Source organism: Clostridium sp. CM74B_53, from assembly GCF_036318045.1.
Classification (GTDB): domain Bacteria; phylum Bacillota; class Clostridia; order Lachnospirales; family Lachnospiraceae; genus Pilosibacter.
Window position 1 is genome coordinate 1 of record NZ_JAWQDE010000013.1, and the last position, 21,269, is coordinate 21,269.

Here is a 21,269-nt window from a genome sequence, read left to right on the forward strand (position 1 = left end):
CCAGGATCAAACTCTCATGTTAAAGTGTTTGTATCCAGGTTCAAAATTTAGCTTGGCTAATTTTTAAACCGTTCTACTGTTTTGTTAGGTTTTGTTCTGAATGTTCTCATTCATGGTCTAAACCAAAAGACCATTTTATAAGAATTTTCAGGGTTTTACATACTGTTCAGTTTTCAAGGAACTTTGTTTTTGTTGCTCTCTGTTCTTCAGCAGCAACTCATTCATTCTATCATACCGTTTCCGGTTTGTCAAGAACTTTTTTCATCTTTTTTTGAAATTCTTTTTTGAAGATTTTCAATCAGATGAACGGAGAAAGAGGGATTTGAACCCTCGCGCCGGTTTCCCGACCTACACCCTTAGCAGGGGCGCCTCTTCGGCCTCTTGAGTATTTCTCCTTATTACCGTAGCTAATTATCATTTATTAAGTTTGTCGGGCGAACTCGCCAGACGCAGGATTTATTATACAAGCTCTGTTTCTTTTTGTCAACAACTTTTTTCCATCTTTTTTATTATTTTTTACTGCATGTTTTTCCTGCGTTCTGTGTTCGCAGAGAATATTCTCAGATCAGCAGCTGCACAACTGATCTGAATGGGCTTGTACTCCTATATTATGTAAGTGCAGCCTGAAGCTTATTCATCTTCCAAACAGAAAGAAGCTCAGAAATTGATCCTGCACACAGCAATCTCCGGGAAAACTACCCGAAAATTCCCCTCTGCAGGATCATGCTGCAGTTCTGAGCTTCTGATCCATCTGCTATTTCATATTATTTCTGATATTCTTTGATCGCAGTCTCATACAGATTATTGCCCTGGGAGTCGATCACGACTACCACCGGGAAATCTTCCACTTCCAGTTTCCGGATTGCCTCGGTCCCGAGATCATCATAGGCGACTACCTCGGATTTTTTGATGCGCTGGGATAAAAGAGCCCCTGCGCCGCCGATCGCTGCGAAATAGACCGAACCATTTCTTACGATGGCGTCGATCACAGCCTGGCTTCTCTTTCCCTTTCCGATCATGGCGCCCAGACCAAGATCTAAAAGTTTCGGTGCGTACTTATCCATACGGCTTGCCGTTGTCGGTCCTGCAGATCCGATCGGCCGTCCCTCTCTTGCCGGGGATGGTCCCATATAGTAGATTACATTTCCCTGCATCTCGATCGGAAGACTTTCCCCCGCATCCAGAGCCTCCTGCATTCTTTTATGTGCCGCATCTCTCGCCGTGTAAATGGTTCCCGTAAGAGTCACGTAGTCTCCGGCCCGGAGAGACAATGCGTCTTCTTTCTTAATTGGTACACTGATCTGTCTGTCCATGGTTTCCTCCGATCCTCTTATTAAATAACGCGATGCGCATGCCTGTTCACATGACAGCAGATATTCACTGCCAAAGGAAGTCCTGCAATATGCGTCGGATATGTCTCGATATTGACGGCCATGGCAGTCACGCGGCCGCCAAGACCTCCCGGTCCGATCCCGAGACCGTTGATCTTCTCCAGCATCTCTTTTTCCAGGTCACGGACATAGGCCACCGGAGATTCTTCTTCCAGATTTCTCGTCAGGGCATGTTTCGCCATCAGGGCACACTTTTCAAACGTGCCGCCGATGCCGACTCCCACCACCATCGGAGGACAGGCATTCGGTCCTGCATCGCGGACAGCCTCCAGGATCTTCTCTTTTACTCCCTCAATGCCGTCCGCAGGCTTTAACATGAACACACGGCTCATATTTTCGCTTCCGAATCCTTTTGGTGCCACTGTAATATCCACCTGGTCCCCATCGACGATCTCATAATGAATGATCGCTGGTGTATTGTCTTTTGTATTCACGCGGTCGATCGGATCACGAACGACGGATTTTCTCAGATATCCGTCCACGTATCCCTGGCGGACGCCTTCATCGATGGCATCCGTCAGATTTCCCCCTTCAATATGTACTTCCTGGCCGACTTTGATGAAAACGACGGCCATCCCCGTATCCTGACAGATCGGGATCATGTCTCTCCCGGCAATCTCCAGATTCTCCTGAAGCTGGTTTAAGATCTGCTTTCCAAGAGGGGATTCTTCCCGCTTTACACTCTCATCAAATACTTTTTTCATGTCATCCGAAAGGAAATGATTCGCCTCAATGCACATTTCCCGGATATTTTTTGTGATCTCACTCGCCTGAACGGTCCTCATAGACGATTTTCCTCCCTATTACTTTTTTGGATTGATCGCCATCGGACGGATTCCTTCCGGGATCGGCGGAATATATCCCTCCGCGCCGACGCGTCTTCTTAATTCTTTTTTCGCCTCTTCGATAAGCTCCGGTTTTTCCAGCATGTCAATGACAGTTCCCGCCATGACCTTTCCGGCAAACTGCATGCCTTTGTGTGCAATGGAAGATTTGCCTTGGGAAACCATCTGCCAGGAATGGCCCGGTGTTCCTGCTGCCTCCGTCACAGCGTTGATCTGCGCCGTCGGGCATACCCAGCTCACGTCACCAACGTCTGTAGATCCCTTTAAACACTCCTCCGTATCCATAAGCGGAACGATGAAGTCGTTGAGCACATCATCCGCATGAGGTGCCAGGAACTGTTCCACAGCCGCTTTTCTCGATTTTTCATATCTTACAAGAACATCCTGGATGTCCACATGATTTCCGCCGAACGTCTCGCCGATCTTTCTCGCGAATTCGATCTCCTCAGCAGTGTACGGTTCTCTTTCGATCTCCTCCAGGTTCTTCTGCATGATCTCCTCCATGACCGTGTTGTCCACGAGATTTGAGCATGCTTTTACGAACTGGAGCTCCATTTTTGTTCCCGTCATGAGAGCCGCACCTCTCGCGATATCGTTGACGCGCTCGTAGATCTCCTTCACCTGGCTGTTCTTCGGCGCACGGATCAGATAGAGGACCTCACTGTACGGCTGAACGACATTCGGAGAATATCCGCCTGTGTTGGTGATCGCATAGTGAATGCGTGCTTCCTGGATGATATGCTCTCTTAAATACTGCACACCTGTGTTCATAAGCTCCACAGCGTCAAGTGCGCTTCTTCCAAGCTCCGGGCATGCCGCCGCATGGGATGCCTGTCCGTAGAAACGGTAGATGATCTGATAGTTCGCAAGGGAACTTCCGACAGAAACCACATTTTTATCGCCCGGATGCCATGTCACCGCAAAATCCAGGTTGTCAAACACGCCGTCTCTCGCCATAAAGCTCTTTCCGGATCCGCCTTCCTCGCCCGGACAGCCAAAGAAGATCACGGTTCCCTCTTTCCCGTTCTTCTCCAGATACTCTTTTACCGCGATTGCAGCCGCTACAGAGCCTGTTCCGAGAAGATTGTGGCCGCAGCCATGTCCCGGTGCGCCATCGACCAGTGCGGTCTTTTCCAGGCTCTCAGACTCCTGGCTGAGGCCTGACAGAGCGTCAAACTCACCGAGAATGCCCACTACCGGCTTTCCTGATCCGTAGGTACCGGAAAACGCGGTCGCGATCCCCGCAAGATTTCTCTCCACCCTGAATCCTTCTTTTTCAAGAAGTTCACACAATACGTCCGTGGAATGGAATTCCTGGAACGCAGTCTCCGGCTGGTCCCAGATCCTGTCACTGGCTTCACACACCGGTCCACGCTCTCTGTCAACTGCTTTTAATGCCTCTGCTTTTGTAATTCCCATCGCCGCATCCTCCTATGTTCATTGTTAAATAATGTTTAAAAAAATACAGGAACCCGGTATATCCAGATTCCTGTATCCAATCACTCCAGAGTCAGAAATCCTGCTTACGGCCGGGAAATGATCTCACAACCGTTTTTTCTATTCATGAGCATGATCACTCTGTGATTTCTCCGTCCTCATTTTCCTCAGATTCCGGATCTTCCACATTTTCGTCCTCCTCATCCTGGCGGCTGCTTTCACGCACTTTCGCGATGGAAGCAACGCGGACATTGGAGTCGGCATCAATGCTCATCAGTTTTACGCCGGATGTGTTTCTGCCGATCACGGAGATATCGTCAACACCCATGCGGATCAGAATTCCTTCATTGGTGATCAGCATGATGTCTCTTCCATCGTCGAGCAGTTTCATTCCGACAAGATTTCCTGTCTTTTCTGTCACATTATAGCAGAGAAGTCCCTTACCGCCGCGCAGCTGCAGCTTAAATTCAGAGATTCCCGTTCTCTTTCCGTATCCCTTTTCCGATACAACGAGCATGTACTCGCCCTGGCTTGCCATCTGCATGCCGACAACTTCATCGCCCTCATCGAGCTTCATGCCGATCACGCCATAGGAAACACGGCCGGTAATTCTCGCATCCGTTTCCTTGAAGCGGATGGACATACCGAATTTTGTAGCGAGGAAGATATCCTCGGTATTATCTGTCACTTTTACCTCGATCAGCTCATCACCTTCACGGAGCAGGATCGCCTGGAGACCCGTCTTTCTCATGTTGCTGTACTCGCGCATCGGGGTCTTCTTTACCATACCGTTCTTTGTGGCCATGAAGAGGTACTTGTCATCATCGATCTCACGCATCGGGATCGCCGCTGTGACCTTTTCTCCTGTCTGAAGCTGTAAAAGGTTTACGATCGCCGTTCCGCGGGCTGTTCTGCCTGCCTCGGGGATCTCGTACGCCTTGATCCGGTAGCAGCGTCCCATGTTCGTAAAGAACATGATGTAGTGATGGTTCGTGGTCATGAGAAGATCCTCGATGAAGTCCTCATCGATCGTCTGCATTCCCTTGATCCCCTTGCCGCCGCGGTTCTGGCTCTTGAAATTGTCCACGGACATTCTCTTGATGTAGCCGAGATTTGTCATGGCAATAACAGTGTCATCATCGGAGATCAGATCTTCCACGGACATATCATCGTCGAAGCCGATCTTTGTCCGTCTGTCATCCCCGTACTTCTCGGATATCACAAGGATCTCTTTTTTGATCACACCTAATAATTTATTTTCATCAGCCAGGATTGCGCGCAATTCCGCGATCTTTGCCTCCAGTTCTTTATATTCATTCTCAAGCTTCTCGCGTTCCAGACCTGTGAGAGCACGCAGACGCATGTCAACGATCGCCTGTGCCTGCGGGTCCGTGAGCTCAAAGCGCTCCATGAGTTCCCGCTTCGCCTCAGCGACATTCGCGGAACCGCGGATGATCTTTATCACTTCGTCAATGTGGTCCAGAGCCTTTAATAAGCCCTCTAAGATATGGGCACGCTCTTCCGCCTTATTTAAGTCGTACTTCGTTCTTCTGGTCACAACGTCCTTCTGGTGGTCCAGATAGTACTCCAGCATCTGAAGGAGGTTCAGGACCTTCGGCTCATTGTTTACCAGCGCCAGCATGATCACGCCGAAGGAATCCTGCAGCTGTGTATGCTTTAAGAGCTGGTTTAAGAGGACATTCGCATTTACATCTCTCCGAAGCTCGATGTTGATGCGGATTCCCTCACGGTTGGATTCATCGGTGATGCCGGTGATGCCGTCGATCTTCTTTGTCTTTACAAGCTCCGCCATCTTCTCGATCAGTCTTGCCTTATTGACAAGGTACGGAAGCTCTGTGACGATGATATGGCTCTTTCCGTTCGGTGCGGTCTCGATATTTGTCACGGCGCGGACTCTAATCTTTCCGCGTCCGGTCCGGTACGCCTCCTCGATTCCTCTTGTTCCGAGGATCTCAGCTCCTGTCGGGAAATCCGGTCCCTTGATGATCTGTAAGATCTCCTCCAGGGAGGTCTGTCTTCCTTCCTCCACCTGGTTGTCGATGATCTTTACTACTGCCGCAATGACTTCCCGAAGGTTGTGCGGCGGGATATTTGTCGCCATTCCGACTGCGATACCGGTTCCGCCGTTTACAAGAAGGTTCGGGAATCTGGACGGCAATACGGTCGGCTCTTTCTCGGTCTCATCGAAGTTCGGGATAAAGTCAACGGTATCTTTATAGATGTCCGCCAGCATCTCAACGGAGATCTTGCTGAGTCTCGCCTCGGTGTATCGCATGGCAGCGGCACCGTCGCCATCGATCGAACCAAAGTTTCCGTGTCCGTCTACGAGCATGTAGCGCATGGACCATTTCTGAGCCATGTTTACCAATGCTCCGTAGATGGAGCTGTCTCCGTGCGGATGATATTTACCCATGGTATCGCCGACGATACGGGCGCTCTTTCTGTGGGGCTTATCCGGACCGTTGTTCAATTCCGCCATGGAGTAGAGGACACGTCTCTGTACCGGTTTTAAGCCGTCACGGACATCCGGGAGCGCTCGCGACGCGATAACGCTCATGGCATAGTCGATGTACGACTTTTCCATGGTCTTCTTTAAGTCTATTTCATGAATCTTGTCAAAAATATTCGGTTCCATTCTTTCCTCCAATGCAGCCTGCGCTGCGCCTTAAACCTGCGTAAACTGCGCCGCCTGACGTTCCGGAAGGATTTTATCTCTTTCCGGAGCGCCCTGCTGCCGCATTAAATGTCAAGAGTTCCGTACTTCGCGTTCTGTTCGATGAACTCACGGCGCGGCTCTACCTGATCTCCCATGAGTGTCGTGAAGGTGAGATCGATCTCCGATGTCATCTCCTCGTTCATGGTCACACGTAAAAGAATTCGGTGTTCCGGATCCATGGTCGTCTCCCAGAGCTGCTCCGCGTCCATCTCACCAAGTCCTTTGTAACGCTGGATCTTGTTGTTCTGGTCACGTCCGATCTCTTTTAAGATGTTGTTTAACTCCTCATCGCTGTACGCATACCATACCCGCTTGTTTTTCTCGATCTTATAGAGCGGCGGCTGTGCCAGATAAACGTAGCCCTGTTTGATGAGCTCCGGCATGAACCGGTAGATAAAGGTTAAAAGCAGGGTGCTGATATGGGCACCGTCCACATCGGCATCAGTCATGATGATGATCTTGTGGTAGCGGAGCTTCGAGATATCGAAATCCTCATGAATTCCGGTACCGAACGCCGTGATCATGGATTTGATCTCCGCATTTCCGTAGATCCTGTCGAGTCTCGCCTTCTCCACGTTTAAGATCTTTCCGCGGAGCGGCAGGATCGCCTGGGTGCTCTTATTTCTCGCGTCCTTCGCGGAACCGCCGGCGGAATCTCCCTCAACGATGTAGATCTCGCATTCCTCCGGGTGTTTGCTGGAGCAGTCTGCAAGTTTTCCCGGAAGTGATAAACCGTCAAGAACGGTCTTTCTTCTCGTTAAATCTCTCGCTTTTCTCGCCGCTGCGCGCGCACGCTGGGCAAGAACGGATTTCTCGATGATCGTCTTTGCGACGGACGGATTCTGCTCAAGGAAGTAGGTGAGCTGTTCCGATACCACGCTGTCCACAGCGCCTCTCGCCTCACTGTTTCCGAGTTTCTGCTTCGTCTGTCCCTCAAACTGCGGCTCCTCGATCTTGACACTGATGATGGCCGTCAGACCTTCACGGATATCCTCACCGGTAAGAGCCGGCTCGCTGTCCTTAAGAAGCTTGTTCTTTCTTCCGTAGTCGTTGAATGTCTTGGTCAGGGCATTTCTGAAACCGGTCAGGTGGGTTCCGCCCTCCGGTGTGTTGATGTTGTTTACAAAGCTGTAGATATTCTCCGTGTAGGAATCGTTGTGCTGCATGGCAACCTCCACCAGCACGTTGTCCTTCTTGCCCTCGCAGTAGATGACCGTGTCATACAGCGGCACATTGCTGCGGTTTAAATAGCTGACAAATTCCTTGATCCCGCCTTCATAGTGGAATACCTTTTCCTTCTTGTCCTCGCGGTCATCCCGTAAAATGATCTTTAAGTTCTTTGTCAGGAATGCCGTCTCGCGGAGACGGATCTTTAAGGTGTCATAGTCATAGACCGTCTCCTCAAAGATCTCCTTGTCCGGGAGGAAGGAAACCTTGGTACCGTGTTTGTCAGCCGGACAGTCGCCAACGATCTTTAACGGATACATCGTTTTTCCGCGCTCATAGCGCTGCTTGTAGATCTTTCCTCCGTGGTAGACTTCAACCTCAAGCCACTCCGACAGCGCGTTTACAACGGATGCACCTACGCCGTGCAGACCGCCGGATACCTTGTATCCCCCGCCGCCGAACTTACCGCCGGCATGAAGGATCGTAAATACGACTTCAACTGCAGGCAGTCCTGCTTTTTTCTGGATATCGACCGGGATTCCACGTCCGTCATCAATGACCGTGATCGAATTATCCGCGTTGATCTGCACATCAATGGTGTCGCAGTATCCTGCCAGGGCCTCATCCACTGCGTTATCCACGATCTCATATACCAGATGGTGAAGTCCCCTCGAAGACGTACTTCCAATGTACATTCCCGGTCTTTTTCTTACAGCCTCAAGTCCCTCCAGAATCTGGATTTGATCTGCATTATATTCTGCGCTCATGAAGTTCCTCCTTTAGTCTTCGCTCTCTACCGTTCCTTCAACAATCTTAAAAATCTTGTCCATCCGGAATTTGCTGTTTACAAACTCATCCAACCCTGTACAGGTGATCAGGGTCTGGATGTGGGTAATTTCTGAAAGTAAATGTTCCTGTCTCTTGCTGTCAAGTTCAGAAAGGACATCATCCAGTAAAAGCACCGGGTAATCCTTTACGATCTTTTTCACCAGCTCGATCTCCGCAAGTTTTAAAGAAAGAGCTGCCGTTCTCTGCTGTCCCTGGGAGCCGAAACGTCTGATGTCTGTTCCGTTCACGATGAAATTCAGGTCATCGCGGTGCGGTCCTGTCAGGGTCTGCCTCTGTTTGATCTCCTGAAACTGGTTCTTTGCGAGCTGTTCCCTGAAATTCTCCGCCGTCACATTCGGCTCATAGGCGATGGAAAGTGTTTCCTTTCCGCCGGACAGTCCGGCATGGATCCCGGCGATCAGGGGATTCAGCTCTTTTATAAACTCGGAACGCATAATTATTAATTCGGCACCATACTTTAAGAGCTGCTCGTCCCACATGGGGAGCGTGTCTTTTAAAGACGTATTGTAGTCTATGTCTTTTAATAGTTTATTTCGTTGTATAACCGTTTTGTTATACTGTACCAAATTGTAGACATAGAGCTTATTCAGCTGGCAAAGTTCCAGGTCGACGAAGCGTCTCCGCTCGGCAGGTCCGTTCTTGATGATATTCAGATCTTCCGGTGAAAAGAAGATCACATTGACGATCCCGAAAAGTTCGCTTGCCTTTTTGATCGGAACGCCATTGACTGCGACCCCTTTTGCCTTATTTTTTTTCAGATGCATATCGATCCGGTAGGGAATTCCATCCCGGCGGACCATCATTTTGATATGGGATTCATCTGCACCGAACCTGATGATCTCTTTATCTTTGCTGCCCCGATGCGATTTTGTTGTGCTGCACACATAGACTGCCTCCAGGATATTCGTCTTTCCCTGGGCATTATCTCCATAAAGAACGTTCGTTCCTTTATGAAAATCGATATGTAAATGACTGTAATTTCTGTAATCTGACAGCTCGATGGATTCTATGAACATGAAAAAATCCTTACTTTTCTACCTTAAATGTCTTTCCGTCATAGGAAACAGTATCTCCAGGGTAAAGTTTTTTGCCGCGCTGGGTCTCAACTTCCCCATTTACTTTTACAAGTCCGTCCTGGATCACAAACTTTGCGTCCACTCCGGAGCCAACAAGACCGGCAAGTTTTAATGCCTGTCCCAGCTTGATAAATTCATCTTTTAAGTGAATACTTTCCATTTTTCTCCTTTTTTATTCCGGTTTTTTGAAAAACCAGCCCGAAACTCCGGATTTTTCCGGAATTTCGGGAAAATTTCATCTGTTTTTAGATCGCAGCCGCGTTAAAGTTTACCGGAAGGATCAGATAAATATAATTTTCTTCCTCATCTTTGATGAAACACGGAGATTTTGCGTTCATCATATAGAGAGTTACTTCCTCATCATCGATGATGCGGAGTGCATCACTTAAGAATTTCGGGTTGAATCCGATCATCAGATCCTGGCCTGTCTTATGGATCAGGATCTCCGCATTCATCGTACCGAAACTGGAATTTAATTTCAGGCTCATTTTTGAATCTTCGATGTTCAAAATGATCGGTTTTTTATCATTTTCGCGGATCAGAATGATGGCTCTCTCAATGCTGTCGAGAAAATCTTTCTTATTCAGAGTCACTTTTGTGGCATAATCACTGGAAAGCATCTGATCTACTTTGAAATATTCGCCCTCGATCAGGCGGGAAACAACGATCGTATCATCAAATTCGAAGAGAATATGGTTCGCTCCGAAGAAGATCTGGACCTCTTTTTCGTTGTCTCCGGTCAGAATTTTACTGATTTCATTCAAAGTTTTTCCCGGAACGATGACTTTTGTGCTTTCATATTCATCTTTTAATACAATTTTGCGAATTGCCATACGATGACCATCGAGAGAAACAACTCTTAATGTATCGCCGTTTACCTCAAAAAGCTCACCTGTCATCATCTTGTTGCTGTCATTGACAGAGATGGAGAAGATGGTCTGGCGGATCACTTCTTTTAAGGAAAACTGGGAGAGTGTAATGTTTTTATTTCTCTCAATATACGGAAGATAGGAGAATTCCTCACCATCTTTTCCCTGAATTTTGAATACAGAGTTCTCACAGGCGATCACAGTATTGAATTTTTCGTCAGATTCGATCGTTACAAGGGAATCTGAATCAGATAATTTTCTTGCAATTTCAGAAAAAAGCTTTGCATCCAGTGCAATTTTACCTTTTTCAAGGATATCACCTTCAACTTTTGTCTCAATGCCGAGCTCCATATCGTTAGCTGTCAGTTTGATCTCATCTGTAGATGCATCAATCAGGATGCACTCTAAGATCGGCATCGTTGTTTTTGACGGAACTGCCTTGAGAACAATATTGATACCGTTTAAAAGAGCGGTCTTCTGGAATGTCAGTTTCATAGTTGTTGATAACTTCCTTTCTTGAGAAACGTTCATAAGATAAAGAAATATATAAAAGATATTCGTCTTAACAGTAGTAGGGGGTGTGAATTTGTTAATAAGGGGAAAAAGCCCTGTGAAACACTGAAAAAAACGCTGTGAAAACCATTGTGGGTAACTAAAAAAATCCGGAAGGACAACCGAAGAGTTTTCCACAAGCAAAAATCCGGAAAAATTATCCGATTTTTATCCACAAATTTTCAACGGGATTTCCACGAAAAAATCCACAAAGCTGTTTTGCGCATTCAAAGTTACAGTTCACACGCCTACTGCGGGTTGATCTTTTTCTTTAAAATATCGATCGTATTCTTTAAATTCTCATCAGTCTTTAATTCACTGGCGATCTTTTTCGTTCCATGAATGATCGTCGTGTGATCACGACCGCCGAGAGCTTTTCCGATATTCTGGAGAGACTCATTTGTCATATCACCGCACAGATACATGACGATCTGGCGAGGAAATACGAGTTCCTTGCTTCGTTTCTGACCGATGAGATCGAGAGGAGTGATGCCGAAATGCTCAGAAACTACATTAATAATGAGCTGCGGCGTCACTTCACGGGCTGCATTCGGAGAGATCAGATCTTTCAATGCTTCCTCGGCAAGCTCAAGATTGATCTCCTTATTATTTAATTTGCTGGAAGCGACGATCTTTGTGAGCGCACCTTCCAGTTCACGGATGTTGGATTTTACATTGGTAGCGATATATTTGATGATCTCGTTGTCAATGTTGTATCCTTCCAGTTCTTCTTTTTTCCGAAGGATCGCCATCCGGGTCTCATAGTCCGGCGGCTGGATATCTACGGTAAGTCCCCATTCGAAACGGGAACGAAGACGGTCTTCGAGTGTTTCGATTTCTCTCGGAGGACGGTCGGAAGAAATAATGATCTGCTTTTTTGCCTCATAGAGGGCATTGAATGTATGGAAAAATTCTTCCTGGGTACTTTCTTTGCCGATGATGAACTGGATATCATCGATCAGAAGAACATCATTATTTCTGTATTTTTCACGGAATTCCGTGGTGGAAACATTGTTTTTGTTACGGATCGCGTCGATCAGTTCGTTCGTAAATTTTTCGGAAGTCACGTACAGGATCTTTGCGCTCGGGTTATTTTTTAAGATGAAATGGGCAACGGAATGCATTAAGTGTGTTTTTCCGAGTCCCACGCCTCCATAAATAAATAACGGGTTATAGATCTCGCCCGGAGATTCCGCAACAGCCAGGGATGCAGCATGGGCAAGATTGTTGTTTTTTCCGACTACGAAGGTATCAAATGTGTAGCGCGGATTTAAGTTTGCGTTCTGAAGAGCAAGCTGACTGACCGTATTATTGTTCACGTTGATCAGACGATTCTCTTTTTCCGGTTCCTTCACGTCAGATTTCAGTTTGAAATCCAGTTTACACTGAAAACCTGTGATCTCCTCGATCGTAATTGTCAACAGGAATTCATATTTCTTTTTCACATAGCTGATGAAGGCAGAATCCGGCACCAGGATCGTGAGGATATCTTTATCCACAGAATCCGGGATCAGCGGCAGCAGCCATGTGCGGTAGGACACCTCTGAAATATCGTGTTCTTCTTTGATATTTAAAAGGATTTCGTCCCATTTAGCTTTGATTTCTTCCAGCATATTCATACTCCTAAACATGTGTATAACGATGTGCATAGCTGTGGAAAAGGTGGGGACCTGTCCACAAAAGCACATAAACCCAATCTAATCTTATTCTAACGTAAAAGAGGATAATTTTCAATGTCAAATGTGAAAATCCACAACTTTTCCAATAAGTTATCCACAACTTATCCACGATTTGGGGATAAGTTGATAATTGCGGGTGGAAAACATGTGAATACCCACATAACAAGATGTACGCCAGGAACGGACACGAAAAATACAACAGGTTGTGTCCGCGAAGGATGGACAGGTCGGGCAGAGAGGCTGAAATCAGGCGGGCAGCAGGAGAGATGCTGAGAAAAATTTCTTTTGTGTATAGGAAGAAAAAATGCAGGGCACGGAATACCGGGAGAAGAAATCTGTAAAATGGAAAAATTGGAAAATGCAGGAAAACAGTTTGACTCTGAGACGATGACACGGTATAATGCAAGTCGTGACTATATTGCATTGTATCTCGCAAGAGAACAGTAGCAGGAGGAATTGAAAAATGAAAATTGAAAAGAAAGTTCTGGACATGTCCCTCGCCGGGATCTTTACCGCGATCATCATCGCCATGTCGGTCGTACCGTTTCTCGGTTACATCCCGTTAGGCTTTATGAATGCGACGATCATTCACGTCCCGGTCATCATCGGAGCGATCATTCTCGGACCGAAGTACGGCGCTTACTTAGGACTGGTATTTGGTGTGACCAGCCTCGTAAAAGCGACCATTACCCCTGGTGTGACCTCCTTCGTATTCAGTCCGTTCGTTACGATCGGCGGATACAGCGGAAACATGTGGAGCGCCGTGATCGCGATCGTGCCGCGTGTATGCATCGGCATCGTTGCTTATTATGTATATAAGCTGATCATGAAGGTCGCTCACGGGATCAAAGGCAGCCAGACCGTTGCCCTCTGGGTGGCTGGTATTGCAGGAGGTATGACAAACACACTGCTTGTCATGAATGGAATCTACATCTTCTTCGGACAGAGCTATGCCGCAGCGTCCAACAAAGCAGTCGAGCACATCTACGATGTGATCCTCGGGATCATCCTCGGATTTGGAGTTCCGGAGGCGATCGTTGCCGGTATTCTTACAACAGCGATCACGAAGGTCCTGTTTAAGATCATGAAAAACAACGGCTGATCGTGAGCCGGAAGAGTGTGCATCGCAGCAAATAGAGAGCTGCAGCTTCTATATAATAATGAAGAGATACTAAATATAGTGACATAAAATCGAAACATACATTTTATGGGGGATGGCGAAAAGCTGTCCCCCTTTTTGGATGACGGAGAGAGAAAGACGGGCGTTTGTATGAGGACTCTCCGGAAAGCCGGAATGTGGATAACAGGCGAAAAAATTACAAAGATATGAGTCGGAAATCCCCATGATTTAAGGATTTTTTTGAAATTTGGTCTTGACGAAGGACGGCAATTTTTATATAATCGATACGATGCTTCAATATGTCTTAGTTTATATGTACATGAGAAGGTACTTGAATTTATAGTAAGAGGAGGTGCCGGGTTTATGAAGATGACATTTCAGCCGAAGAACACTCAGAGAAAAAGAGTTCATGGTTTCAGAGCGAGAATGGCAACAGCAGGTGGCAGAAAAGTTTTAGCTGCCAGAAGAGCAAAAGGTAGAGCTAGATTATCTGCTTAATGAACCAAGAGAGTATCCGGAAGTTTAGGAAAACTTTTGGATACTCTTTTTTGTTATTCAGAGAGGTATTGAATGAAAAGGTTCAATTCGTTAAAGAAAAATCAGGACTTCCAGACGGTTTACCGCGGTGGAAAGTCCTACGCAAACAAATATCTGGTCATGTACGTGATGGATTCGGGACGGGAGGACACGAGGATCGGCATTTCCGCCAGCAAAAAGGTTGGAAACAGCGTCGTGAGACATCGGTTCGCGAGACTTGTCCGTGAAAGTTTCCGGTTAAATAAGGACATATTAGAAGACGGCAAAGACATCATCGTTGTCGCGCGGGTCGCGGCAAAAGACAAAAATTTCGACAAGATTGAGAGTGCATTTCTGCACTTATGCGGGCTTCATAACATTTTAAAAGAATCGAAGTGAGTGGTTTATGAAATGGGTACTGATTGGTCTGATCAAGATTTACAGGAAGTTTATCTCTCCCTGTATCGGCCCTCACTGTATTTATACGCCGACCTGCTCCCAGTACGCCATGGAAGCGATCAAGAAATACGGCGCTATAAAAGGTACTTATCTTGCTTGCAGGCGGATTCTGCGATGTCACCCGTTTGCAAAAGGCGGTTATGATCCAGTCCCGTAGAAAACCCCAGGAGGTAAGATATGGTTTTGACGAAGGCTGGTTCCATTCTGGGACCGATCGCGACTGTCCTTGGCTATGTCATGGACATCCTCTTCAGATTTACAAGCAGCTTCGGCGTGTTTAATGTAGGTCTGTGCATCATTCTGTTTACGATCGTAATGAAAACACTGATGATACCGCTGACGATCAAACAGCAGAAAACCACAAAACTCATGTCTGTCATGAATCCGGAGATCCAGGCGATCCAGAAGAAGTATAAAGGAAAGTCGGATCAGGAGTCCATGCAGCGTCAGAACGTGGAGATCCAGGCTGTTTACGAGAAGTACGGCACAAGCATGACAGGCGGATGCCTTCCGCTGCTGATCCAGATGCCGATCCTTCTTGCACTGTACCGTGTCATCTACAATATTCCGGCATACGTTCCGTCTGTCCGCGTTTATTTCGACAACGTTGTCACTCCGTTGATGGGACAGGCTGACTATGCTCAGAAGTTACAGGAAATCACAAATATCGCAACCGCCTGCGGCGGAAAATTAGACAAGTTTGATTTCACAAATGCAAACCGTCTTGTAGACATGCTCTATAAATTCTCCACATCCCAGTGGGGAGAGCTTCAGGCACTGTTCCCGGCAATCTCTGATGTGATCGGCCAGAATGCTGCTGTTGTCGAGAGAATGAACACGTTCCTCGGTTTAAATATGGCAGAGGCGCCGGGCTGGGTACCGTCCTTCGCATGGATCATCCCGGTTCTTGCGGCAGTGTCCCAGTGGTTCAGCACAAAGCTCATGAGCGGAAATCAGCCGTCCACATCCGCAGATGCAGAGAATCCGATGGCCCAGTCCATGAAGACTATGACAACGACAATGCCGTTATTCTCCGCGTTCATCTGTATCACGATGCCGGCAGGTCTTGGCATCTACTGGATCGCGACCAGCGTTGTTACAATTATCCAGCAGCTCATCGTCAACGCGTACATGGATAAAGTAAATATCGACGATATGATCGCAAAGAACCTGGAAAAGGTAAATAAGAAACGTGCAAAACAGGGACTTCCGCCGGCTAAGGTAACTCAGAACGCTACAGCATCCTTAAAGGCGATCAAGGCTGAGGAGGAGAAAGAGAAAGTAGCTGAGGAAGTTAAGAAGGAAAAGATCGCGAAACAGATCGAGGAGTCCAGCAAGTACTACAACACCAACGCGAAACCGGGAAGTCTCGCTTCCAAAGCAGCGATGGTCCAGAAGTACAATGAGGCACATGACAAGCGAAAATAATAAGGGGGTTCTGTTATGGAAATGATTACAGTGACTGCGAAAACTGTGGAAGATGCAATCACACAGGCATCCCTGCAGCTCGGTGTGAGCAGTGATCGGATTCAGTATGAGGTCGTTGAAAAAGGAAGTGCCGGAGTTCTTGGCGGACTCTTTGGTTCCAAGCCGGCAGTGATCCGCGCGAAGAAGATCGAGACCGTTGACGATAAGGCCGTAGATTTCCTGAATTCCGTTTTCGACGCAATGGGCCTTGCCGTTGATGTGGAAGTGAAAATGAATGAAGAGGAAAAGGAGATGGATGTCAACCTGACCGGCGAGGAGATGGGACTTCTCATCGGCAAGAGAGGACAGACACTCGATTCCCTTCAGTATATTGTAAGCCTTGTTGTAAATAAGGAATCTGAGGACTACTTAAGAGTCAAGCTGGATACCGAAAATTACAGAGAGAGAAGAAAAGAAACACTGGAGACTCTCGCAAAGAATATTGCTTACAAAGTAAAACGGACAAGACGTCCGGTTTCCTTAGAGCCGATGAACCCGTACGAAAGACGGATCATTCACTCTGCACTTCAGAACGATAAATACGTATTCACAAAGAGCGAAGGTGAGGATCCGTTCCGTCATGTTGTGATCGCATTAAAGAAGGAAGAGCGCAGGGAGAGAAGACCGAGATACGAGAGACGCGAGAGAACATCCGCTTACGAAAATACTCGTCGTGAGCAGGAATAAAACAAGCATATCGGAATGAAAGAGGGGTTGCCTATGGCAGCCCCTTTGTGCTATGATAGGGTGACAAATTGTGTGAATTCCCGTGCATTTTGGAAACCGAATTGCGGCAGGATCAGATGATAGAAGTTCTGCTTCCAAAATGTGCGGAACAGGAAAAATTGCGATGCTGTCTGTCTGGAATATGAAACAGGCAGCAGGAATATCAGGATGGAGATTATGGAATATACAGATACGATTGCAGCGATCGCGACGGCGATGGGAAATTCCGGGATCGGGATCGTGCGGATCAGCGGTGAGAATGCGGTGGAAATTGCGGAAAAAGTGTTCCGCGCCCCGGGAAAGAAGAAGCTCTCGGAAGCTGCGAGTCACACGATTCATTACGGATATGTTTATGATGGAGATGAGACGATCGATGAGGTCCTTCTGATGCTCATGAGAGGACCGAGAAGCTATACGGCGGAAGATACCGTTGAGATCGACTGTCATGGCGGAATGCTCGTCACAAGACGGATCCTGGAGACAGTCTTAAAGGCGGGAGCGAGACTTGCCGAGCCGGGAGAATTTACAAAACGCGCCTTCTTGAACGGCAGGATCGATCTCTCACAGGCGGAGGCCGTCATCGACGTGATCAACGCGAAAAATGAATATGCGCTGCAGTCGTCTGTCAGCCAGCTTCGCGGAAGCGTGTCGAAGGAGATCCATGAGATCCGGGATCAGATCATCTACGAGATCGCCTTTATCGAATCGGCGCTCGATGACCCGGAGCATATTTCCCTGGACGGATACGGGGAGAAGCTCCTCGGCGTGGTCCTTTCCGTGAAGAAAAAACTGGAAAAACTGATCCGCTCCTCCTCAAACGGACGTGTGGTCTCAGAGGGCGTGAAGACGGTTATCCTGGGGAAGCCGAATGCCGGAAAATCGTCGCTGATGAACGTTTTAGTCGGTGAGGACCGCGCGATCGTGACGGATGTGGCAGGAACCACGAGAGATATTCTGGAGGAACATATCTACCTTCAGGGGATCAGCTTAAATGTTGTGGATACGGCCGGGATCCGGGACACGGAGGATGTGGTCGAAAAGATCGGTGTCTCCCGCGCGATGGAAGAGGCAAAGAAGGCCGATCTGATCATCTACGTCGTGGATGGATCGAGAGAGCTGGATGAGAATGATTATCAGATCATGGACTTCATAAATGACCGGAAAGCCGTTGTCCTCTTAAATAAGAGCGACCTGGAACCGGTCGTGTCCGCGAAAGAAGTGGAAGAGCGGTCGGGACATAAGGTGATCGGGATCTCCGCAAAGGAGGAGACCGGAATTGACCTTCTGGAAGAGGAGATAAAGGCTTTATTCTATGAAGGTGAGATCGACTTCAACGACCAGGTCATGATCACGAATGTACGCCATGTGAGGGCTCTAAAGGATGCTTTTGATAGCATGTCCATGGTTGAGAAAAGTATTGAGAACGGCATGCCGGAGGATTTCTATTCGATCGATCTGATGGATGCGTATGAGAAGCTGGGACTCATCGTCGGGGAATCCGTGGAGGATGATCTGGTGAACGAGATCTTCAGCAAATTCTGTATGGGAAAATAGAAAAGAGGAAATAAAATGCCGGTAGTAGAGGAGACATATGATATTGTAGTTGTCGGTGCGGGCCATGCGGGATGCGAGGCGGCACTTGCGGCAGCGAGACTTGGATTTGAGACGATCATGTTCACGGTCAGCGTGGACAGCATCGCTCTGATGCCGTGCAACCCGAACGTCGGAGGAAGTTCCAAGGGACATCTTGTCCGTGAGCTGGATGCCCTCGGCGGAGAGATGGGAAAAAATATCGATAAAACATTTATCCAGTCAAAGATGTTAAACGAGTCAAAGGGGCCGGCGGTCCATTCCCTGCGCGCCCAGGCGGATAAGCAGGAGTATACGAGATCCATGCGCCGCGTCCTTGAAAACACGGACCACCTGACGATCCGCCAGGCCGAGGTGGCTGAGATCCTGACGGAGGAGATCCCGGGAGAATACGGGACCTTTAAAGAGGAACACGGAGAAAACGGGCAGCAGGAGAGCAGCTATCCGGTGAAAAAGAGGATCATCGGCGTGAAAACGTATTCCGGCGCGATCTATAAGTGCCGCGCGGTCGTTCTTGCAACCGGCGTATATCTCCGCGCGAGATGCATCTACGGGGATGTCAGCAATCCGACAGGACCGAACGGTCTGCAGGCGGCCAACCATCTGACAGACTCCTTAAAGGCAAACGGGATCGAGATGTACCGCTTTAAGACAGGAACTCCGGCGAGAGCAGATAAGAGAAGTATCGATTTTTCGAAGATGGAAGAGCAGTTCGGAGACAAGCGCGTCGTTCCGTTCTCCTTCTCCACGGATCCGGAGTCGGTGCAGAAAGACCAGATTTCCTGCTGGCTGACCTACACAAATGAGAAGACTCATGAGATCATCCGGAACAACCTGGACCGTTCGCCGTTATTCTCCGGTGCGATCGAAGGAACGGGACCGAGATACTGCCCGTCGATCGAGGATAAGGTTGTAAAATTCCCGGATAAGGAGCGCCATCAGGTGTTCGTAGAGCCGGAGGGACTCTACACGAACGAGATGTATCTCGGCGGAATGTCGAGTTCTCTTCCGGAGGATGTCCAGTATGCGATGTACCGGACTGTTCCGGGGCTTGAAAATGTCAAAATTGTTCGAAATGCATATGCAATTGAGTATGATTGCATCAACCCGAGACAGTTAAAAGCGTCTCTCGAATTTAAAAATATCGATGGATTATTCTCCGGCGGCCAGTTTAACGGAAGCTCCGGATACGAGGAAGCTGCCGTTCAGGGCTTCATGGCCGGCGTCAACGCGGCGAGAAAGCTGCAGGAGAAGAGTGCAGTGGTCCTTGACCGTTCCCAGGCGTATATCGGGGTTCTGATCGATGATCTTGTCACGAAAGAGAACCATGAGCCGTACCGTATGATGACATCGAGAGCAGAATATCGTCTGCTCCTTCGCCAGGACAATGCGGACCTCAGACTTCGTGGGATCGGACATGAGATCGGCCTTGTGTCGGATGAGCAGTATGAATACGTGGTATGGAAAGAAAAAGCCATCGAGGAGGAGATCGCCCGTCTGGAAAAGGCGACGATCGGAGCGAACGAGAAAGTTCAGAAGTTCCTTGAGGCACATGGAAGTACAACATTAAAATCCGGAAGCACACTCGCAGAACTCATTAAGAGACCGGAACTGAATTATGAGATGCTGGCGGAACTCGACGAGAAGAGACCGGAACTTCCGGCTGATGTGCGGGAACAAGTTGATATAAATCTGAAATATGACGGATATATCCGCAGACAGAAGCAGCAGGTAGCTCAGTTCAAGAAGCTGGAAGGAAGAAAAATCCCGGCGGATCTCGACTATACGACGGTGAACAGCCTTCGAAGAGAGGCAGTCCAGAAACTGAATCTCTACAAACCTGAGAATATCGGCCAGGCGTCCAGAATTTCCGGTGTGTCTCCGGCTGATATTTCCGTGCTGATGGTACATCTGGAGCAGATGGGGAGAAAGTAATAACATGACAGATGAATTTGTAAAATTATTGGATCAGGGCTGCGTGGATCTCGGAGTGACGCTTTCGGATCAGCAGAAAGAGCAGTTTTTCAAGTATTATGAGATGCTGATCGAGAAGAATAAAGTGATGAATCTCACGGCGATCACGGAGCTTTCAGATGTGATCACAAAGCATTTCGTGGACAGTCTGCTCCTTGTTCTTGCTGCACCTGAGCTTGGATTAAAACTGGATGCGTCATCGAAATACAGCTGTATCGATGTGGGAACCGGAGCGGGATTTCCGGGAATCCCGTTAAAGATCGCATTTCCTGGCCTTAAGATCACACTCTTGGATTCCTTAAATAAGAGAGTCGGATTCTTAAATGAAGTGATCGAGGCACTGGGACTTACTGATATCACAGCAGTCCACGGCCGCGCCGAGGATTACGGCCGCGACCCGAAATACAGGGAACAGTTTGATCTCTGCGTATCCCGCGCGGTTGCGAATATGTCCACACTTTCCGAATACTGCATTCCGTTCGTGAAAAAAGGCGGCTATTTTATTCCGTATAAATCGGGGAAAGCTGACGAGGAGATCGAACAGGCGAAATCTGCGGTAAAAAAACTCGGCGGAGAACTGAAAGAAGTGATCGTAAAAGTTCTTCCGGAGACAGATGTGGAACGCACCTTTGTCCCGGTCAAGAAGATGGCAGTCACTGCAAAGAAATATCCGAGAAAGGCGGGACTTCCGGGGAAGGAACCGTTGAAGTAACGATTATTGATAAAAAACAAGCGCTGATCCTGATTTACACAGGACCGGCGCTTTGTTTTTATTTATGGGCAGGAATGTTTCACGTGAAACATTTGGGATATTT

At 47.9% G+C, this 21,269-nt stretch carries 18 protein-coding genes and 1 tRNA gene; 9 read left to right on the forward strand and 10 right to left on the reverse strand.

Translation table 11 applies throughout. The annotated features are described in order from the left end of the window. Positions 1 to 307: 307 nt before the first annotated feature. From V2546_RS11280 to dnaA, 10 genes are all read right to left on the reverse strand, one after another. A tRNA-Ser gene (locus V2546_RS11280) sits at positions 308 to 395 on the reverse strand. 369 nt (positions 396 to 764) lie between these two features. Continuing rightward, positions 765 to 1,313: a Fe-S-containing hydro-lyase gene (locus V2546_RS11285; protein WP_118322280.1), complete on the reverse strand. Its 549-nt coding sequence runs from the start codon at positions 1,311 to 1,313 to the stop codon at positions 765 to 767. Positions 1,314 to 1,333: 20 nt separating this feature from the next. Beyond that, a complete protein-coding gene (locus V2546_RS11290) occupies positions 1,334 to 2,176 on the reverse strand; it encodes a fumarate hydratase (protein WP_118533381.1) in 843 nt (280 codons plus the stop codon). 18 nt (positions 2,177 to 2,194) lie between these two features. Beyond that, positions 2,195 to 3,655 carry a M20 family metallopeptidase gene (locus V2546_RS11295; protein ID WP_329752362.1) on the reverse strand — a complete coding sequence of 487 codons (1,461 nt, stop codon included), beginning with the start codon at positions 3,653 to 3,655 and terminating at the stop codon, positions 2,195 to 2,197. A 154-nt stretch (positions 3,656 to 3,809) separates the two neighbouring features. Further along, positions 3,810 to 6,329 (reverse strand): DNA gyrase subunit A, encoded by a 2,520-nt coding sequence (gene gyrA / locus V2546_RS11300; RefSeq protein ID WP_118533379.1) that lies wholly within the window; start codon positions 6,327 to 6,329, stop codon positions 3,810 to 3,812. A 104-nt stretch (positions 6,330 to 6,433) separates the two neighbouring features. Next, on the reverse strand, positions 6,434 to 8,344 hold the full coding sequence (gene gyrB / locus V2546_RS11305; RefSeq protein ID WP_118322277.1) for a DNA topoisomerase (ATP-hydrolyzing) subunit B: 1,911 nt from the start codon (positions 8,342 to 8,344) through the stop codon (positions 6,434 to 6,436). 12 nt (positions 8,345 to 8,356) lie between these two features. Next, the gene (recF, locus tag V2546_RS11310) at positions 8,357 to 9,442 is read right to left on the reverse strand and encodes a DNA replication/repair protein RecF (protein ID WP_329752363.1); all 1,086 of its coding nucleotides are present in this window, start codon (positions 9,440 to 9,442) and stop codon (positions 8,357 to 8,359) included. 10 nt (positions 9,443 to 9,452) lie between these two features. Further along, positions 9,453 to 9,662: an RNA-binding S4 domain-containing protein gene (locus V2546_RS11315; protein WP_118297697.1), complete on the reverse strand. Its 210-nt coding sequence runs from the start codon at positions 9,660 to 9,662 to the stop codon at positions 9,453 to 9,455. 85 nt (positions 9,663 to 9,747) lie between these two features. Then, entirely contained in the window at positions 9,748 to 10,866 is a 1,119-nt protein-coding gene (dnaN, locus tag V2546_RS11320) for a DNA polymerase III subunit beta (protein WP_118297696.1), read from the reverse strand. 305 nt (positions 10,867 to 11,171) lie between these two features. Further along, on the reverse strand, positions 11,172 to 12,536 hold the full coding sequence (gene dnaA, locus V2546_RS11325; protein ID WP_118297695.1) for a chromosomal replication initiator protein DnaA: 1,365 nt from the start codon (positions 12,534 to 12,536) through the stop codon (positions 11,172 to 11,174). A gap of 529 nt (positions 12,537 to 13,065) precedes the next feature. Between dnaA and V2546_RS11330 the strand changes: the two genes are divergently transcribed. The 9 genes from V2546_RS11330 (at position 13,066) to rsmG (ending at position 21,166) form a co-directional block, all read left to right on the forward strand. Next, positions 13,066 to 13,704 (forward strand): ECF transporter S component, encoded by a 639-nt coding sequence (locus V2546_RS11330; RefSeq protein ID WP_118533375.1) that lies wholly within the window; start codon positions 13,066 to 13,068, stop codon positions 13,702 to 13,704. Positions 13,705 to 14,085: 381 nt separating this feature from the next. Next, complete coding sequence (gene rpmH / locus V2546_RS11335) at positions 14,086 to 14,220, forward strand: 50S ribosomal protein L34 (RefSeq protein ID WP_015552758.1); 135 nt, start codon at positions 14,086 to 14,088, stop codon at positions 14,218 to 14,220. 72 nt (positions 14,221 to 14,292) lie between these two features. After that, on the forward strand, positions 14,293 to 14,637 hold the full coding sequence (gene rnpA / locus V2546_RS11340) for a ribonuclease P protein component (protein WP_118297693.1): 345 nt from the start codon (positions 14,293 to 14,295) through the stop codon (positions 14,635 to 14,637). Positions 14,638 to 14,644: 7 nt separating this feature from the next. Then, positions 14,645 to 14,854 (forward strand): membrane protein insertion efficiency factor YidD, encoded by a 210-nt coding sequence (yidD, locus tag V2546_RS11345; protein WP_118297692.1) that lies wholly within the window; start codon positions 14,645 to 14,647, stop codon positions 14,852 to 14,854. 20 nt (positions 14,855 to 14,874) lie between these two features. Further along, positions 14,875 to 16,125 (forward strand): YidC/Oxa1 family membrane protein insertase, encoded by a 1,251-nt coding sequence (locus V2546_RS11350; protein ID WP_118533373.1) that lies wholly within the window; start codon positions 14,875 to 14,877, stop codon positions 16,123 to 16,125. A gap of 15 nt (positions 16,126 to 16,140) precedes the next feature. Further along, positions 16,141 to 16,851, forward strand: coding sequence for an RNA-binding cell elongation regulator Jag/EloR (gene jag / locus V2546_RS11355; RefSeq protein WP_329752364.1), 711 nt, complete (start codon positions 16,141 to 16,143; stop codon positions 16,849 to 16,851). A gap of 216 nt (positions 16,852 to 17,067) precedes the next feature. Then, positions 17,068 to 18,444: a tRNA uridine-5-carboxymethylaminomethyl(34) synthesis GTPase MnmE gene (gene mnmE, locus V2546_RS11360; RefSeq protein WP_329752365.1), complete on the forward strand. Its 1,377-nt coding sequence runs from the start codon at positions 17,068 to 17,070 to the stop codon at positions 18,442 to 18,444. Between the two features lie 15 nt (positions 18,445 to 18,459). After that, positions 18,460 to 20,415, forward strand: a complete 1,956-nt coding sequence (gene mnmG, locus V2546_RS11365; protein ID WP_118728622.1) for a tRNA uridine-5-carboxymethylaminomethyl(34) synthesis enzyme MnmG — start codon at positions 18,460 to 18,462, stop codon at positions 20,413 to 20,415. Between the two features lie 4 nt (positions 20,416 to 20,419). Next, positions 20,420 to 21,166: a 16S rRNA (guanine(527)-N(7))-methyltransferase RsmG gene (gene rsmG, locus V2546_RS11370; protein ID WP_215702789.1), complete on the forward strand. Its 747-nt coding sequence runs from the start codon at positions 20,420 to 20,422 to the stop codon at positions 21,164 to 21,166. Positions 21,167 to 21,269: the final 103 nt, after the last annotated feature.

Bases quoted from the DNA above. Each gene is read 5' to 3' on its own strand.
- dnaA (WP_118297695.1), bottom strand. From the start codon at position 12,536: ATGCTGGAAGAAATCAAAGCTAAATGGGACGAAATCCTTTTAAATATC.
- V2546_RS11330 (WP_118533375.1), top strand. From the start codon at position 13,066: ATGAAAATTGAAAAGAAAGTTCTGGACATGTCCCTCGCCGGGATCTTT.
- mnmE (WP_329752365.1), top strand. From the start codon at position 17,068: ATGGAATATACAGATACGATTGCAGCGATCGCGACGGCGATGGGAAAT.
- V2546_RS11285 (WP_118322280.1), bottom strand. From the start codon at position 1,313: ATGGACAGACAGATCAGTGTACCAATTAAGAAAGAAGACGCATTGTCT.
- recF (WP_329752363.1), bottom strand. From the start codon at position 9,442: ATGTTCATAGAATCCATCGAGCTGTCAGATTACAGAAATTACAGTCAT.
- V2546_RS11350 (WP_118533373.1), top strand. From the start codon at position 14,875: ATGGTTTTGACGAAGGCTGGTTCCATTCTGGGACCGATCGCGACTGTC.
- rnpA (WP_118297693.1), top strand. From the start codon at position 14,293: ATGAAAAGGTTCAATTCGTTAAAGAAAAATCAGGACTTCCAGACGGTT.
- gyrB (WP_118322277.1), bottom strand. From the start codon at position 8,344: ATGAGCGCAGAATATAATGCAGATCAAATCCAGATTCTGGAGGGACTT.
- rsmG (WP_215702789.1), top strand. From the start codon at position 20,420: ATGACAGATGAATTTGTAAAATTATTGGATCAGGGCTGCGTGGATCTC.
- gyrA (WP_118533379.1), bottom strand. From the start codon at position 6,329: ATGGAACCGAATATTTTTGACAAGATTCATGAAATAGACTTAAAGAAG.
- jag (WP_329752364.1), top strand. From the start codon at position 16,141: ATGGAAATGATTACAGTGACTGCGAAAACTGTGGAAGATGCAATCACA.
- mnmG (WP_118728622.1), top strand. From the start codon at position 18,460: ATGCCGGTAGTAGAGGAGACATATGATATTGTAGTTGTCGGTGCGGGC.
- V2546_RS11295 (WP_329752362.1), bottom strand. From the start codon at position 3,655: ATGGGAATTACAAAAGCAGAGGCATTAAAAGCAGTTGACAGAGAGCGT.
- dnaN (WP_118297696.1), bottom strand. From the start codon at position 10,866: ATGAAACTGACATTCCAGAAGACCGCTCTTTTAAACGGTATCAATATT.
- rpmH (WP_015552758.1), top strand. From the start codon at position 14,086: ATGAAGATGACATTTCAGCCGAAGAACACTCAGAGAAAAAGAGTTCAT.
- yidD (WP_118297692.1), top strand. From the start codon at position 14,645: ATGAAATGGGTACTGATTGGTCTGATCAAGATTTACAGGAAGTTTATC.
- V2546_RS11290 (WP_118533381.1), bottom strand. From the start codon at position 2,176: ATGAGGACCGTTCAGGCGAGTGAGATCACAAAAAATATCCGGGAAATG.
- V2546_RS11315 (WP_118297697.1), bottom strand. From the start codon at position 9,662: ATGGAAAGTATTCACTTAAAAGATGAATTTATCAAGCTGGGACAGGCA.